The 14,391-nt window shown below is 63.4% G+C and carries 17 protein-coding genes; 4 read left to right on the forward strand and 13 right to left on the reverse strand.

The features are described 5' to 3' along the window. Position 1: 1 nt before the first annotated feature. The 11 genes from NKH23_RS15360 to NKH23_RS15410 all read right to left on the reverse strand — a co-directional run bounded on the left by NKH23_RS15360 (position 2) and on the right by NKH23_RS15410 (position 10,764). On the reverse strand, positions 2 to 676 hold the full coding sequence (locus NKH23_RS15360) for a response regulator transcription factor (RefSeq protein ID WP_254819962.1): 675 nt from the start codon (positions 674 to 676) through the stop codon (positions 2 to 4). Between the two features lie 302 nt (positions 677 to 978). After that, positions 979 to 2,535 (reverse strand): Do family serine endopeptidase, encoded by a 1,557-nt coding sequence (locus NKH23_RS15365; RefSeq protein WP_352914566.1) that lies wholly within the window; start codon positions 2,533 to 2,535, stop codon positions 979 to 981. A 116-nt stretch (positions 2,536 to 2,651) separates the two neighbouring features. Then, a complete protein-coding gene (locus NKH23_RS15370; protein ID WP_352914563.1) occupies positions 2,652 to 3,119 on the reverse strand; it encodes a cytochrome c-type biogenesis protein in 468 nt (155 codons plus the stop codon). Further along, complete coding sequence (locus NKH23_RS15375) at positions 3,116 to 5,104, reverse strand: heme lyase CcmF/NrfE family subunit (protein ID WP_352914561.1); 1,989 nt, start codon at positions 5,102 to 5,104, stop codon at positions 3,116 to 3,118. Before NKH23_RS15375 ends, NKH23_RS15370 begins: the two co-directional genes overlap by 4 nt. Positions 5,105 to 5,175: 71 nt before the next feature. Continuing rightward, the gene (gene ccmE / locus NKH23_RS15380) at positions 5,176 to 5,619 is read right to left on the reverse strand and encodes a cytochrome c maturation protein CcmE (protein WP_352914558.1); all 444 of its coding nucleotides are present in this window, start codon (positions 5,617 to 5,619) and stop codon (positions 5,176 to 5,178) included. 3 nt (positions 5,620 to 5,622) lie between these two features. Beyond that, complete coding sequence (gene ccmI / locus NKH23_RS15385; protein ID WP_352914555.1) at positions 5,623 to 6,759, reverse strand: c-type cytochrome biogenesis protein CcmI; 1,137 nt, start codon at positions 6,757 to 6,759, stop codon at positions 5,623 to 5,625. 223 nt (positions 6,760 to 6,982) lie between these two features. After that, positions 6,983 to 7,417, reverse strand: a complete 435-nt coding sequence (locus NKH23_RS15390) for an RT0821/Lpp0805 family surface protein (protein WP_352914552.1) — start codon at positions 7,415 to 7,417, stop codon at positions 6,983 to 6,985. A 109-nt stretch (positions 7,418 to 7,526) separates the two neighbouring features. Further along, positions 7,527 to 8,939 carry an ATP-binding protein gene (locus NKH23_RS15395; protein WP_352914655.1) on the reverse strand — a complete coding sequence of 471 codons (1,413 nt, stop codon included), beginning with the start codon at positions 8,937 to 8,939 and terminating at the stop codon, positions 7,527 to 7,529. Between the two features lie 10 nt (positions 8,940 to 8,949). After that, positions 8,950 to 9,615: a response regulator transcription factor gene (locus tag NKH23_RS15400; protein ID WP_023718390.1), complete on the reverse strand. Its 666-nt coding sequence runs from the start codon at positions 9,613 to 9,615 to the stop codon at positions 8,950 to 8,952. A gap of 64 nt (positions 9,616 to 9,679) precedes the next feature. After that, positions 9,680 to 9,979 carry a hypothetical protein gene (locus NKH23_RS15405; protein WP_352914549.1) on the reverse strand — a complete coding sequence of 100 codons (300 nt, stop codon included), beginning with the start codon at positions 9,977 to 9,979 and terminating at the stop codon, positions 9,680 to 9,682. Between the two features lie 374 nt (positions 9,980 to 10,353). Next, a complete protein-coding gene (locus tag NKH23_RS15410) occupies positions 10,354 to 10,764 on the reverse strand; it encodes a DUF3168 domain-containing protein (protein ID WP_353035022.1) in 411 nt (136 codons plus the stop codon). A gap of 234 nt (positions 10,765 to 10,998) precedes the next feature. Between NKH23_RS15410 and NKH23_RS15415 the strand changes: the two genes are divergently transcribed. Continuing rightward, on the forward strand, positions 10,999 to 11,247 hold the full coding sequence (locus NKH23_RS15415) for a hypothetical protein (RefSeq protein WP_352914543.1): 249 nt from the start codon (positions 10,999 to 11,001) through the stop codon (positions 11,245 to 11,247). A 44-nt stretch (positions 11,248 to 11,291) separates the two neighbouring features. Continuing rightward, positions 11,292 to 11,516: a hypothetical protein gene (locus NKH23_RS15420; RefSeq protein WP_352914540.1), complete on the forward strand. Its 225-nt coding sequence runs from the start codon at positions 11,292 to 11,294 to the stop codon at positions 11,514 to 11,516. Here the strand turns inward: NKH23_RS15420 and NKH23_RS15425 are convergent. Further along, a complete protein-coding gene (locus NKH23_RS15425; protein ID WP_023718394.1) occupies positions 11,513 to 11,779 on the reverse strand; it encodes a DUF1488 family protein in 267 nt (88 codons plus the stop codon). The two genes, NKH23_RS15420 and NKH23_RS15425, sit on opposite strands and share 4 nt — an antisense overlap. Beyond that, positions 11,776 to 12,048 (reverse strand): hypothetical protein, encoded by a 273-nt coding sequence (locus tag NKH23_RS15430; protein ID WP_352468936.1) that lies wholly within the window; start codon positions 12,046 to 12,048, stop codon positions 11,776 to 11,778. Before NKH23_RS15430 ends, NKH23_RS15425 begins: the two co-directional genes overlap by 4 nt. A gap of 244 nt (positions 12,049 to 12,292) precedes the next feature. Between NKH23_RS15430 and NKH23_RS15435 the strand changes: the two genes are divergently transcribed. Then, entirely contained in the window at positions 12,293 to 12,628 is a 336-nt protein-coding gene (locus NKH23_RS15435) for a co-chaperone GroES (RefSeq protein WP_352914538.1), read from the forward strand. A 103-nt stretch (positions 12,629 to 12,731) separates the two neighbouring features. Further along, positions 12,732 to 14,351, forward strand: coding sequence for a chaperonin GroEL (groL, locus tag NKH23_RS15440; RefSeq protein WP_352914535.1), 1,620 nt, complete (start codon positions 12,732 to 12,734; stop codon positions 14,349 to 14,351). The last annotated feature ends 40 nt before the right edge of the window (positions 14,352 to 14,391 follow it).

Below are 14,391 nucleotides of genomic sequence, written 5' to 3' on the forward strand. Positions count from 1 at the left end.
TCTAGCCGCTTTTCAGCATATAGCCGGCGCCGCGAACCGTGTGCAGGATCGGCTTGTCGAAGCCCTTCTCGATCTTGCCTCGCAGCCGCGAGATATGAACGTCGATGACGTTGGTCTGCGGATCGAAATGGTAGTCCCAGACGTTCTCGAGCAGCATGGTGCGCGTCACCACCTGGCCGGCATGGCGCATCAAATATTCGAGCAGGCGGAACTCACGCGGCTGCAGCGTTATCTCACGCCCGGCGCGCCGCACCGAGTGCGACAGCCGGTCGAGTTCGAGATCGCCGACCCGGTAGACGGTTTCGGCCTCCCTGGCGCTGGCGCGGCGGTTCAGCACCTCGACGCGGGCGAGCAGTTCGGAAAAGGCGTAGGGTTTGGTCAGATAGTCGTCGCCGCCGGCGCGCAGACCGGTGACCCGGTCGTCGACTTCGCCGAGCGCCGACAGGATCAGCACGGGCGTCGTATTGCCCCGGGACCTGAGCCCGGCAATGACGGACAGGCCGTCGCGGCGCGGCATCATGCGGTCGACGACCATGACGTCATAGTCGCCGGAATCGGCGAGCGCGAAGCCGGTTTCGCCGTCGCCGGCGACATGGGCGGTATGGCCGGCCTCGGCGAACGCCTTCTGCAGGTAGTCGGCTGCCTCGCGATCGTCTTCTATGACGAGAATCTTCATAGAACCGTTATACGCGATTTCGCTGGAAGATTGAGTGGCCGGCATATGCATCGTGGCCTCCTCCATGACGTATCGCGAACAAAGTGATTCAGGGATACCCGCTAAGTCTTTGTTTTAGCATGCCGTAGCCTAAAGCCGCTTCACGCTTTGAGCGGCATGTTCGAGCGGCAGCGGGCGATGGGAAGCCCGCTGCCGCTGGGGCGGAACACGATGACTGACTAAACGTATTCAGGCCCCGTGCTTTCCCGTGCGGCGGCTCGGGGGTATTGAAAACCGCCGCACCGGAAAAGTCGAAGCGGTCGTCAGCCCTTGGCGACAGGCAGTGCGACGAAGCGGTTGCTGTCGTCGCGGGTGATCTGCATCAGCACCGCCTTGCGGCCGGACTTCACCGCGTCGGCCATCGCCTTGTCGACGTCGCCGGTGCCGCTCACTTCCGTCGAATTGACGGAGGTGATGACGTCGCCGGGCTGGATGCCGCGATCGGCGGCATCGCTGTCGGGGTCGACATCGGTCACCACAAGGCCCTTGCCATTGTCGGACTTGGTGACGGTCAGGCCGAGATCGGCGAGCGTGTCGGTCTTCGGCGCGGGGGCAGGCTGCTGGTCGGCCGAGGCCTGGTTGTCGCTCGACGGCAGCTTGCCGAGATCGACCTTGACCGCCTCGCTCTTGCCGTTGCGCCACACCGTGACGTCGACCGATTTGCCGGGCGGGTAAGCGCCGATCAGACGGGCGAGCTCCTTCGGCGAAGCAACGTCCTTGCCGTCCACCTGGGTGATCACGTCACCGGCGGTAATGCCGGCCTTCTTGCCGGGACCGTTGTCCTGCGCGCTGGCAACGAGCGCGCCCTTGCCGGATCCAAGGCCAAGCGATTCGGCGATTTCGGAGGTGACCGGCTGGATTTCGACGCCGAGCCAGCCGCGTTGCACGGTGCCGTTCTTCATCAGATCCTGTACGACCTGCTTGGCGGTCGAAGCGGGAATGTCGAAGGCAATGCCGACGCTGCCGCCCGACGGCGAGAAGATCGCGGTGTTGATGCCGACGACCTGGCCGTTGAGGTTGAAGGTCGGGCCGCCCGAATTGCCGCGGTTCACCGAGGCATCGATCTGGATGAAGTCGTCATAGGGACCGGCGCCGATATCGCGGCCGCGGGCCGAAACGATGCCTGCGGTAACCGTGCCGCCGAGGCCGAACGGATTGCCGACAGCCACCACCCAGTCGCCGACGCGAACCTTGGAATCATCGGCGAAGTCGACATAGGTGAACTTGCTGCCGTCATCGACCTTGAGCACGGCAAGATCGGTGCGCGGATCGGTGCCGATCAGCTTGGCGTCGAGTTCCTTGCCGTCATTGGTCACCACAGTGAAGGCGGTGCCCTCCTCGACGACATGGTTGTTGGTGACGAGATAGCCGTCATCGGAGATGAAGAAGCCCGACCCTTGCGCCACCGGCCGCGGCTGGTCGTTGTTGCGGTCACGGTGTCCAAAACGGCGCATTCCGTTCGGACCCTGATCGCCGCCCTGATCGCCAAAGCCGCGGAATTCGCGGAAGAACCGGCGCAGCTGCGGATTGTCGGGAAGATTGCCTAGGCCGTCCTCGTCGTCCATCTGGCCGGAACCGTCATCGGCCGTCGACTGGATCTTGGCCTTGACGCGCACGCTGACGACCGCCGGCGAAACACGCTCGACCACATCGGCGAAGCTCGGGACCTGCGGTGCCTCGACACGCACGGCGTCGGCCAGAACCGGGGCTGTCCCGGTGGCAACAGCACCGAAGCCGATCGCGCCGGCAATGGCCAGGGATGCGGCCGCGGCCAGCAGGCGTTTGCGCGTGCGAAGATATGAATTGGGGGCAACATTCATGGTTCTCGTATCCTCTTTTCAAGGGACGCCCCTTGATTGGCATCCTCGACAAAGGAAATAGAGAGCCGCACATTACGGCGCCATTTCCGGTACATGAAACTTTCGTAATGTATCGATCAATCGCGGCGGAGCATCTTGTCCAGCGCCGCCTGTTCCTCGGCAGTTAATGCAGCGGTCGCGGTCGAGCGGCGCGAGCGGGCGGCCAGCAGGATGAATGTCCCGCCAACGAGCAGTAGAAGAACTGGCGTCCCCCAGAGCAAGACATTGCGCAGATTGAAGCGTGGCTTCAGCAGCACAAATTCGCCGTAGCGCGAAACGACATAGTCCATCACCTGCCGGTCGGTGTCGCCGGCGACGAGGCGCTGGCGCACAAGGATGCGCAGGTCACGGGCGAGGTCGGCATCGGACTCGTCGATCGACTGGTTCTGGCAGACCATACAGCGCAGGCCTTCCGACAAAGCGCGCGCCCGTGCCTCGAGCGCCGGGTCGGCGAGCACCTCGTCGGGCTTGACCGCCTGCGCGGCGCCGGCGAACACCAGTGCCAGCAGCAGGACCAGCGAGGCCAGCGTGACCCTTTGGCTCATGGCGGGCTCGCCGATGGCACGGCGGCCGCCGGCTTGCGGCGTGACGGCGCGCCGACGCGCAGGCGGCGGTCGAGCAGCGACATCGCCGCCCCCGCCATCATCACCAGTCCGCCGCCCCAGATCAGCGTAACCAGCGGCTTCCACCACAGACGAACGACGACGGAGCCATCGCTGCCCTCGTCGCCAAGCGAGAGATAGAGCTGGCTGAAGCCGATCGTCCTGATGCCGGATTCGGTCGTGGTCATCTGGCGCACCGGATATGAGCGCTTGGCCGAGGTGATCTCGCCGTCGACGCTGCCGTCGGCGCCAAGCAGGGCGAAGCGGCCGCGATCCTCGCTGTAGTTAGGCCCCTGGGCCGGGTAGAGCCCCTCGAAGCGCAGCTTGTGGCCGGACAGTTCGACGGTCTCGCCGGCCTGCATCGACAGGATTTTTTCGGTGCCGAAGCAAAGCGTGCCGACAATGCCGAGCGTCGTCAGGCCGAGGCCGAGATGCGCAAGTGCTGTGCCGAAGACCGAGCGCGGCAGGCCGGCGAAGCGCCTGAGCATGGTGGCGGGCGCGACAGTGCCGAAGCCGGATTTGACGGCGAGATCGGTGAGCGCGCCGCAGATCAGCCAGAAGGCAAGGCCGACACCGAGTGCCGCCAACACCGAAGCGCCATCGATGAACAGGGCCGTCACCAGCACGACGAGCAGCGCCGCCGCGAAAGCCGCCATCAGGCGCTGGGCGACCGCGAAAATGTCGCCGCGCTTCCAGGCGAGCAGCGGCCCGAACGGCACGACGACCAGCAGCGGCACCATCAGCGGGCCGAATGTCAGGTTGAAGAACGGCGCGCCGACCGAGATCTTGTCGGCAGACAGGGCTTCAACGACGAGCGGGTAGAGCGTGCCGACCAGCACGGTGGCAGTGGCGGTGGTCAGGAACAGATTGTTGAGGACCAGCGCGCCTTCGCGCGAGATCGGGTGAAACAGGCCGCCGGCCGTCAGCCGGGAGGCGCGCAAGGCAAACAGCGCCAGCGAGCCGCCGATGAACAGCGTCAGGATGCAGAGGATGAAAACGCCACGCGTCGGATCGGTGGCGAATGCGTGCACCGAGGTCAGCACGCCGGAACGCACCAGGAAGGTGCCGAGCAGCGACAGCGAGAACGTCAGGATCGCCAGAAGCAGCGTCCAGATCTTCAGCGCCGAACGCTTTTCCATGACGATCGCCGAATGCAGCAGCGCCGTGCCCGCCAGCCACGGCATGAAGGATGCGTTCTCGACCGGGTCCCAGAACCAGAAGCCGCCCCAGCCGAGCTCGTAGTAGGCCCAGTAGGAGCCCATGGCGATGCCGCCGGTGAGGAACATCCAGGCAACCAATGTCCACGGCCTTACCCAGCGCGCCCACGAAGCGTCGATGCGGCCCTCGATGAGGGCAGCGACCGAGAAGGAAAAGCAGATCGAGAAACCGACATAGCCGAGATAGAGCAGCGGCGGATGGATGGCGAGGCCGAGGTCCTGCAGGATCGGGTTGAGGTCGCGTCCCTCGATAGGCGCCGGATTGAGCCTGACGAACGGGTTCGACGTCGTCAGGATGAACAGGAAGAAAGTGGCGCCGATCGCTCCCTGCACGGCAAGCACATTGGCCCGGAGCGTCGCCGGAAGATTGCCGCCGAAGACGGCGACGAGCGCGCCGAAGAAGGTCAGGATCAGCACCCAGAGCAGCATCGAGCCTTCATGATTGCCCCAGGTTCCTGTGATCTTGTAGATCAGCGGCTGCAGCGAATGCGAGTTCTCCCAGACGCTCTCAACCGAAAAATCGGAGCCTGCATAGGCGGTTGCCAGCGCCACGAAAGACAGCGCCGTCAAGGCAAAGCCGGTCAGCGCGGCCGGTGCGCCGACGGCCATCATCTTATGGTTGCCGGTGCGCGCACCAAACAGCGGCACCATCGTCTGCACCAGGGCCAGCGCAAACGCCAGGACCAGGGCGAAATGTCCGGTTTCAACCATTGTAGCCGCGCTCGCTAGGTTTTGCCGCAGGTTCTTGCCGCAAAACCGTGGAACACTTTTGCGGAACCTTTCTACTCACTCTTGCTCTCCTTCCATACGCCCTTGGCCTTGAGGCCGTCGGCCACTTCCTTGGGCATATAGGTCTCGTCATGCTTGGCCAGCACGCTGTCGGCGACAAAGACCCCGTCAGGGCCGAACGAGCCTTCGGTGATCACGCCCTGCCCTTCCCGGAAAAGGTCGGGAAGAATGCCGGTATAGGTAACCTTGACGTCCTCCTGGTTGTCGGTCACCGAAAAGGCGACGGTGGCGCCTTGGCTACGCTCTACTGTGCCTTTTTCGACGAGTCCGCCGAGCCTGATGCGCTGGCCCGGCTGAAGGCTGGCGGTGGCCAGATCGGCCGGCATGTAGAAATAGGAGGCCTTCTGGCCAAGCGCATAGAACGTCAGCCCGGTTGCAACACCGAGAAACGCCAGCCCTGCGGCGATCACCGACAGTCGTTTCTGCTTGCGCGTCATCGTCTACTCCGTCGCCGTCACGCCGAGCGAGGCAGCAAAGGCGGTGAATTTCCTGGCCTGGTCACTGTCCGCGCCAAAGACGGCGATACCGCGATTGAGCGCGTCACGCGCCTGATCTGTCTTGCCCAGCACGGCATAGGAACGAACGAGCTGCATCCACCCTTCCTCGTCGCGCGGATTTTGCCGAAGCTTTTCGTCGAGGCCGGCAACCATGGTGCTGATCATGGCTTGCCGGTCCTGCGGCGACATCGAGGAAGCAGCATCGATATCCTCGGCGCTCGGCCCTTTCGCAGGCGTTTCCGAAGCGACGCTGCGGGCGGCGGATTCGGCCAGCGCCTGCTCGACGGCGCCGCGCCACGGCGAGCCCTGCTGCAAGGCGGCAAGCATCTTTTGCCAGGCCGCCGTGGCTTCAGCTATGCGGCCTTCCTGTGCCATGCCCATGGCGAGATAGAACGAGGCCTTCGGATTGGCCGGATCAAGCTTCAACGCCGCCTCGAAAGCCGCCTGCGCTTCGGCCGAGACAATGCCGCCGGCCGCATTGGCGATCGCCTCGCCAAGACCCGCCTGACGGGCAGCGCTGTCGCCGTCGAGGCGGATGGCGTTGCGATAAGCGGTCACCGCATCGGCGTATCGCTGCATGCGCTGATAGACCGGCGCCAGCACGTCCCAGCCACGGCCATCGGATGGGTTGGCCGCCAGGTGCGCTTCGGCGCGGGCTATCAGCTCGTCGACCGAGCTGTCGGCGGGGTTCTTGGCCAGGCGTTCGCTGAGTGGCTGCGACGGCAGGTCGGGTGACCCGAGCTGGCCATAGAGGCCCCAGCTGACCAGCGGAACAACCAGCACGGCAGCCGTCGCCACCAGCCTTGTCGACCGCGACGGCTGCGTCGCCGTCTCGTCGGCCTGGCCGGCATCGCTCAGGCGAAGGATGCGGCGGGCGATTTCGGCGCGCGCCTCTTCGGCCTCCATTGGCTGGATCAGGCCACGCGCCATATCGCGGTCAAGCTCGGCCAGCTGGTCGCGATAGACTTCAAGGTCGTGATCGCTAGCAGCGGACGCGTTCTTCGAGCCGCCGGCCAACGGCAGCAGCACCGCCAGGCTTGCGCCCAGCGTCAGGATTGCGGCTATGACCCAGAACAGCATGGCTCTTCCAATAGAACGAGACCCTTGCCCTGCCAACACAAGCGTGCTGCGACGCTTTGGCGGGGCCGCTCCGATCGATAATGCATGTCGCGCAAAAGTGTGCAGCGGTTTTGCGATAACGACCATGCATCAAAACAAGAACCTAAAGCGCGTCGCATGAGGCCGGTCGAACGCGACGCGCTTTAGTGCCGGACCGGAATCGGCGGATCGACGGCCGGGCCAGCTACGTCAGCGGCGTCCAGCTGCCGTCGGCATTGCGGCAGGCCGTCCCGCGCGCGGTGGCGCCGGCGGTGCCGGTAAACACCGTATGGGTGTATTGCCGGCAGTCCTGTGAGCCGACGCGATAGGGCTGGGCGGCGACCACTTCGCCGCGATGGGCCGAACTGTCGCTCTTCCAAGCCACTTTCTGGCCGCTCGCCGTGTATTCAAGCGCCTTGTATTCCGCCTCGAGCGCGCTGCGCTTCTCGGTCTCGCTCAGGCCGGCGCCGATAGAGCCGCCGACGAGGCCGCCGCCCATGGCGGAGATGATCGTCGTCGCCACCTTGGCGCCGCTGGGAGGCGTGGCGGCCGGCGTCACCGTAACGGCCTGGCCCTTGCCGAGCGTCGTACAGCCGGAAACGGCGAGCAGGGCGGAAACGAGCGCGACGCGAATCTTCATGCCAATACCGGCTTTCTTGAGCTGGACCGCCGCGCTGTCAGCAGGCTGACGCGGCCATAATGTCGATGTTTGTCGGAAATTTGGCCGCAGCCGGCCACCTGGAGAAGCATTACTGAAGGCTCCGCAACCGAACCATCGCCTTCAATCCACCCATGACGGATCGTTCCAGCGCCAGAACGCCTCCATACTCGTTGATAAGGTCGGCGACAATGGCAAGTCCGAGCCCGCTGCCCGGTTTTGTCTCGTCGAGACGCCGTCCGCGCTGCAATACCTCGCGCGCCTTGTCGTCGGGAATGCCGGGGCCGTCATCCTCGATGCTAATCTCGAACAGACTGGCCGCACCTTCCTCGCCGGCAACGGGCTTGACGGAAACGGCGACCGCGCTCCTTGCCCATTTCATCGCATTGTCGAGCAGATTGCCGAGCAGCTCCTCCAGATCCTCGCGTTCGCCGGCAAAAACGATGTCGGTGGCCGGCAGTGAGAGCGAAAGCGTCGTCTGCGGGTTGAGCTTCTGCAGCACCCGCACCATGCGCTGGACCAGCGGTGTCACCGGCGTACGGTAGACGACGCTGTCGCGCTGCGCAGCGACGCGGGCACGTTGCAGATAGTGATCCACCTGCTTCTGCATGGAAGCGGCCTGCTCGGCGATCAGCTGGCCTTTGGCGCCACCCAGCGCCCGCCCCTCGTTGAGCAGCACGGCAAGCGGCGTCTTCAGCGAGTGCGCCAGGTTGCCGACCTGCGTGCGCGACCGCTCGACGATACGCCTGTTGTTCTCGATCAGCGCATTGGTCTCGTTGGCGAGCGGTTCGATCTCGGCCGGGAAACGGCCGTCGAGGCGTTGCGCGGTTCCTTCGCGCACCATGGCAAGCGCATTCCTGACCCGGCGCAATGGCTGCAGGCCGAGCAGGATGGCAATCGCATTGATGGCGATCATGCCGACGCCGAACAGCGACAGATAGGTCAAAAGGCGCCGCTGGAAGGTGGCGATTTCCTGCTCGAGCTCGGTCTGGTTGCCCATGACGCGGAAGCGCGCGGCGCGGTTTTTCGCATCGAGGACGAACTCGCTCTCGAACACCTCGAGTTGTTCGCCTTCGATGCCGTCCGCTGAATAGCTACGCTGGAAGCTGGCATTGAAGGGCACCTCGGCAACGCTTGGCGACGGGATCACCTTGGTCATCGACGACGAATGGAGATCGCCGTGCACGCCTTCCGAGGCAGGCTCGACCGACCAGTACCAGCCGGAATTCGGCTCCGAGAACCGCAAATCGCCAAGGTCGGGGGCGCCCGTCAACTGGCCGCTTTCGGAAACGCCGACCGAGCCGATCAGGTTGAACAGATGCGCCGAAAGCAGGCTGTCGAAACCGCGCTCGCTGGCCTGGCGATAGAGCGTGGTGATCAAGGTGAAGATGACGACCAGAGTGAGGATCGCCCAGACCGTGGAAAAGGCGATGACGCGAAACGCCACCGAACGCGGCCATGACCGCAGCGACGGCGTGTTCGAGACGGCGGGTTTTGTAGGCAGCGGTTCCGCGTTACGCCTCCGGCTTACGCATGCGGTAGCCCATGCCGCGAACGGTTTCGATCATGTCGATGCCCATCTTCTTGCGAAGCCGTCCGACAAAGACCTCGATCGTGTTGGAATCGCGGTCGAAATCCTGGTCGTAGAGATGCTCGACCAGTTCGGTCCGGGACACCACCTCGCCCATATGGTGCATGAGGTAGGCAAGCAAGCGGAATTCGTGCGAGGTCAGCTTCAGCGGCACGCCGTCGACGTCGGCCTTGGAGGCCTTGGTGTCGAGACGCAGCGGCCCGCAGGTCAGCTCGGACGAGGCATGCCCGGCGGCACGCCGGATCAAGGCCCGTACTCTGGCCAGGATTTCCTCGATGTGGAAAGGTTTGGTGACGTAGTCGTCGGCGCCGGCGTCGATGCCGGCAACCTTGTCGCTCCAGCGGTCGCGTGCCGTCAGGATCAGTACCGGCATCTTGCGGCCGCCGCGCCGCCAGCGCTCGACCACGCTGATGCCGTCCATCTGCGGCAGGCCGATGTCGAGCACTACGGCATCGTAGGGCTCGGTGTCGCCGAGAAAGTGCCCTTCCTCGCCGTCGAAAGCGCGGTCGACGACATAGCCGGCATCGACCAGCGCGTCGCCGATCTGCCGGTTGAGATCCTTGTCATCTTCGACGACGAGTACGCGCATGCGGAAGGCCTGTTGAAGCTGTTCAGATATAGGCCGATTCCGGCAGACTGGGAAACGGCACGGTTCAGTTCAGCGGAACGACGATCTCCGAGCGACGGGGACGCTGCCCGTCCTTGCCCGGAACGAGCACGACGATGACGCAGACCGGCTGGCCGCCGCGTGTCGACTGCGAGGCCTTGGCCAAGGTGCCGCCATTCTGCTCTGCCACCTGCTGGCCGATCGCGTAGCAGTCGGACGCGGCGAGGACGACCGGCTGGGGCTGCTCGGGCGCGACAGCGGGGATCGCCATCGCTTGCGACGCAAGCAGACCGGCGACTGAGAGCGCCAGTGCCGCGGTCCGGAAGTGGGAGCGAAGGGTTTTCATGGCCAGCGTTCTAACGCGCCGGTGCTGAACGTGATATGAACGGTGAACGCTTGAATGCATGCCCGCCACACCCCTGAAGCGCGAGATTACCGGATTGCCATTTCGCCGCCCGGCCCGCGAAATCGCCAATGTTTAACCTAGCCCTCCAATCCTTCGCCGACAACCGGCATCATCTGGCGGGCAGGATCATTTGGGAGGACGAAGCATCCGGCCCAAGGCAACCGATGGCAGTTCAGGCGAACCGAACCTGAAAACAAAAAACCCGCCTCGGGGCGGGTCGCTGGGGCCAATCAGCACCATATCCAAATTAGTAGCATAGCTGCCGGCACAAAGCAAGAACAAAATTGCCCGATTTTGCGGAAAGTGCCCGGTGGTCAGCCCTCGTCCTTGATCTCGGCGCGGAAGCGCAGCAGCCCGTGATGGGCCGAAAGGTCCTCGTCGTAGCGGGCTTCGGCGAATTCGAGCTTGAGATGGACGCGGCGATGCTCGCCAAGCGAGAGCGCCGCATCTCGTAGGCGGGTGCTGACCAGGTCCATGATGTCGTTGGTTTCGTTGCTGGCCTCGGATTTCGACCAGACATGCAACGTCAGCAACTGTTCGGCGTCGTTCTCCATCCCCGTCGCCCAGTCGTAGACGCTGGTGCGACCGAAGGTCATGTGGGGTAACGCAACATTTTCCGGCGCATGGTCGAACAATCTTGCATCGCCCAGTGCCGCCGACAGGTCGGGATCGCCGTTCACTGCCTCGAATATGGCCCTCTGCAATTCGACGGCCGGCGCGGTCATTGTCTTGCCCCTCGCCCGTCGCGTCGACCTCCCGGCTGCGTAGCTGCGTTGCATGACGGCATCCCGGCAAAGCGCGAATCAGCGCGTCTCATGCGGATTATGAACCTTCATGATCTCGGAAATAAGCCCTGCTCCTGCAACCCGCGACGTTTCGCGTCACGAACGCCCTTGAGGGCAATGCCAACTGGCGAATTCATTTGGCATGCAGGGAGTTCGAAGAACGATGCTATGAAGATGTCTGGTTTCCAAACATTCGAGGTCGTTTTCGTGCGCGAGCCATCGCTGCTGCCTGTTTTCGGAAAGCTTGGAGCCAGGGCGCGGCCGGTCGCGATCGCGGCGCCGACCATGTCGATGACCATCAAGAATTTGGTCAACCGCACTCGGGAGCTGCTCTCGGCGCACGGTAGCCTGGCCCTGAAGCTGTCCGTCGTTTTGTGGACGGTGCTTGTCCTGGCGGCAGTATTCTTCGTCGCCCAAGCCTGACCGAGCGACATTCATCGATCGGGCGGAAACTAAAGGACGCCAAGATGGCAAACCGCTACGCGCTGCGTATGGAACGTCCTCACAGCTGGACCGTCTTCGACGTCTTCACCGGCCAGCGGGTCGAGCTCAAGCAGCAACCCATGGTCGGCATGAACACGCGCGATGCGGGCGCGATGGTCGATCGGCTGAACAGTCGTGACATCGCGGCGGGCGAAGGCGGACCGGAAGCCCCAAGAAAGCGTCTTGTGAACGGATCGCTACGGATCTAGCGAAAATCGGCCGCAGTCAGCACATATATGCTCCTGCGGGTGCGGGCATAGGCATTCCTGGCGACATCGTGGATTGAGCTGGAAGCCGTGTCGAAGGCCGCCAGATAGGTAGCTTCCGAGGCCGCCGTTCCCGGCTGCACTTTGGAGATGGCATCGGTTGCGACAGAGAACGAAATCTGGAACATGCCGTCATGGCCGACGAAGCGGATGCGTTTGCTTGCCTCGTCGTAGCTGCGGCTGGGATTGGGAAATGTCAGGCTCATGATTTGGCCTCCGTCGATGCGGATACGGCCTGCTTGACTGTCCGCGCCGCCCGCTTCTTCTTTGGGGCGACCGGATTCAGAGCTGCCGCCGCGCGATCCGCCTCTTCCTTGGCCAGTCGCAATTCCCTCAGCTTCGCCGTCTTGATCATCCTGGCCTTCGCCTCCGAGAGATATTCGGCAGTTGCTTTGTTCCGCTCCGCTGTTTTCTTTTGATTTTCCATGAAGCGAGCCTGAGCTTTTTCCATGATGTTCTGATTGCCTTCGGCCATCGGTAAAATCTCCCTTGCAGCGAAAGTCGTGAATGTGAGCTTCACCGTAAAATAGGTGTTCAAGGACAGAAATTCAATTTCATTAATATTCGGCAAGGCCCCGAACACCGGGGGATGGCCTAGCAAAATAATACATTCAATATTTGACATGCCGTATGAATATTTTTTGGCACTCCTATCAATCGAGTGCCAGAGCGCCTATAGAGAGGGGCGGCCGCCTAAGCCGGCCCCAGAAAGAGTCCCCATGAAATTCCGGCCACTCCACGATCGCGTCGTCATTCGGCGCGCCGAAAGCGACACCAAATCCAAGGGCGGCATCATCATCCCCGACAATGCCAAGGAGAAACCGCAGGAAGGCGAAGTGATCGCCGTCGGGCCGGGCGCGCGGGACGAAAGCGGCGTGCTGATGGCGCTCGACGTCAAGGCCGGCGACCTCATCCTGTTCGGCAAATGGTCCGGCACCGAGGTCAAGATAGACGGCGAGGACCTTCTGATCATGAAGGAGGCCGACATCATGGGCATCATCGACAAGAGCGAGATGGGCATCGACAAGACCGTGGCTGCCAAGAAGGCCGCCTGATTGGAATGCCGCGCGCCCTGCCGGGCGCGCAAAGGATGCTCCAAGCTTTGATTCAGGCGCGCTGCAAGCGTCTTGCCACGACCAACCGAACTGGAAAAAAATCATGTCTGCCAAGGAAATCAAATTCTCCACCGACGCGCGTGACCGCATGCTGCGCGGTGTCGAAATCCTCAACAACGCCGTCAAGGTGACACTCGGCCCCAAAGGCCGCAACGTCATCATCGACAAGGCCTATGGCGCGCCGCGCATCACCAAGGACGGGGTGACGGTGGCCAAGGAAATCGAACTTTCCGACAAGTTCGAGAACATGGGCGCACAGATGGTGCGCGAAGTGGCCTCGAAGACCAACGACCTCGCCGGCGACGGCACCACCACCGCCACAGTGCTTGCCGCTTCCATCCTGCGCGAGGGCGCCAAATTCGTCGCCGCCGGCATGAACCCGATGGACCTCAAGCGCGGCATCGACCTTGCCGTCAGCGCCGTCGTCAAGGAAATCCAGGCCCGCGCCAAGAAGGTCAAGTCCTCAGGCGAGATCGCGCAGGTCGGCACCATTGCCGCCAATGGCGACACCAGCGTCGGTGCCATGATCGCCAAGGCGATGGACAAGGTCGGCAATGACGGCGTCATCACCGTTGAGGAAGCCAAGACCGCCGAAACCGAACTCGACGTCGTCGAAGGCATGCAGTTCGACCGAGGCTATCTCTCGCCCTATTTCGTCACCAATGCCGAAAAAATGCGCGCCGAGCTGGAAGACCCCTACGTGCTCATCCACGAAAAGAAGCTCGGCAATCTGCAGGCGCTGCTGCCCATCCTCGAAGCCGTGGTGCAAAGCGGAAGGCCGCTGTTGATCATCTCCGAGGACGTCGAGGGCGAAGCGCTGGCGACGCTGGTCGTCAACAAGCTGCGCGGCGGCCTCAAGGTCGCGGCCGTCAAGGCTCCTGGCTTCGGTGACCGCCGCAAGGCGATGCTGGAAGACATCGCCGTGCTCACCGCCGGACAGATGATTTCCGAGGATCTCGGCATCAAGCTGGAGAACATCACCATAGACATGCTCGGCCGCGCCAAGCGCGTGCTGATCGAGAAGGACACCACCACGATCATCGACGGCGCCGGCGAGAAGACCACCATCCAGGCGCGCGTCCAGCAGATCAAGGGGCAAATCGAGGAAACCACTTCCGACTATGACAAGGAGAAGCTGCAGGAACGTCTCGCCAAGCTGGCGGGCGGCGTTGCCGTCATCCGCGTCGGCGGCGCCACCGAATCCGAGGTCAAGGAAAAGAAGGACCGCATCGACGATGCGCTGAATGCCACGCGCGCCGCCGTGGAAGAAGGCATCGTTCCCGGCGGCGGCGTCGCGTTGCTGCGCGCCAAGGCTGTGCTGAACGGGCTGACCGGAGCCAATGCCGATGTGACGGCGGGCATTTCGATCGTGTCGAGGGCGCTCGAAGCGCCGATCCGGCAGATTGCCGAGAATTCCGGCGTCGAAGGTTCGATCGTCGTCGGCAAGCTCGCCGGCAGCAAGGACCACAATCAGGGCTTCGATGCCCAGAACGAGGTCTATGTCGACATGATCAAGGCCGGCATCGTCGACCCCGCTAAGGTGGTGCGGACGGCGCTGCAGGACGCGGGCTCCATTGCCGCGCTCCTGATCACTGCTGAAGCCATGATCACCGACGTTTCGGCCAAGGAAGCCGCTGCTTCGACCGGCGCCATGGGCTATTGACCAGCCGCTGCCGGAAACAAGCCTGAAAGACAGCCGCCGG

The sequence above is a fragment of the Mesorhizobium sp. M1328 genome, from assembly GCF_040318075.1.
Taxonomy (GTDB): Bacteria; Pseudomonadota; Alphaproteobacteria; order Rhizobiales; family Rhizobiaceae; genus Mesorhizobium.

Excerpts from the sequence above, each read along its gene's own strand:
- NKH23_RS15360 (WP_254819962.1), bottom strand. The coding sequence starts at position 676 with ATGAAGATTCTCGTCATAGAAGACGATCGCGAGGCAGCCGACTACCTG.
- NKH23_RS15365 (WP_352914566.1), bottom strand. The coding sequence starts at position 2,535 with ATGAATGTTGCCCCCAATTCATATCTTCGCACGCGCAAACGCCTGCTG.
- NKH23_RS15370 (WP_352914563.1), bottom strand. The coding sequence starts at position 3,119 with ATGAGCCAAAGGGTCACGCTGGCCTCGCTGGTCCTGCTGCTGGCACTG.
- NKH23_RS15375 (WP_352914561.1), bottom strand. The coding sequence starts at position 5,104 with ATGGTTGAAACCGGACATTTCGCCCTGGTCCTGGCGTTTGCGCTGGCC.
- ccmE (WP_352914558.1), bottom strand. The coding sequence starts at position 5,619 with ATGACGCGCAAGCAGAAACGACTGTCGGTGATCGCCGCAGGGCTGGCG.
- ccmI (WP_352914555.1), bottom strand. The coding sequence starts at position 6,759 with ATGCTGTTCTGGGTCATAGCCGCAATCCTGACGCTGGGCGCAAGCCTG.
- NKH23_RS15390 (WP_352914552.1), bottom strand. The coding sequence starts at position 7,417 with ATGAAGATTCGCGTCGCGCTCGTTTCCGCCCTGCTCGCCGTTTCCGGC.
- NKH23_RS15400 (WP_023718390.1), bottom strand. The coding sequence starts at position 9,615 with ATGCGCGTACTCGTCGTCGAAGATGACAAGGATCTCAACCGGCAGATC.
- NKH23_RS15405 (WP_352914549.1), bottom strand. The coding sequence starts at position 9,979 with ATGAAAACCCTTCGCTCCCACTTCCGGACCGCGGCACTGGCGCTCTCA.
- NKH23_RS15410 (WP_353035022.1), bottom strand. The coding sequence starts at position 10,764 with ATGACCGCGCCGGCCGTCGAATTGCAGAGGGCCATATTCGAGGCAGTG.
- NKH23_RS15415 (WP_352914543.1), top strand. The coding sequence starts at position 10,999 with ATGTCTGGTTTCCAAACATTCGAGGTCGTTTTCGTGCGCGAGCCATCG.
- NKH23_RS15420 (WP_352914540.1), top strand. The coding sequence starts at position 11,292 with ATGGCAAACCGCTACGCGCTGCGTATGGAACGTCCTCACAGCTGGACC.
- NKH23_RS15425 (WP_023718394.1), bottom strand. The coding sequence starts at position 11,779 with ATGAGCCTGACATTTCCCAATCCCAGCCGCAGCTACGACGAGGCAAGC.
- NKH23_RS15430 (WP_352468936.1), bottom strand. The coding sequence starts at position 12,048 with ATGGCCGAAGGCAATCAGAACATCATGGAAAAAGCTCAGGCTCGCTTC.
- NKH23_RS15435 (WP_352914538.1), top strand. The coding sequence starts at position 12,293 with ATGAAATTCCGGCCACTCCACGATCGCGTCGTCATTCGGCGCGCCGAA.
- groL (WP_352914535.1), top strand. The coding sequence starts at position 12,732 with ATGTCTGCCAAGGAAATCAAATTCTCCACCGACGCGCGTGACCGCATG.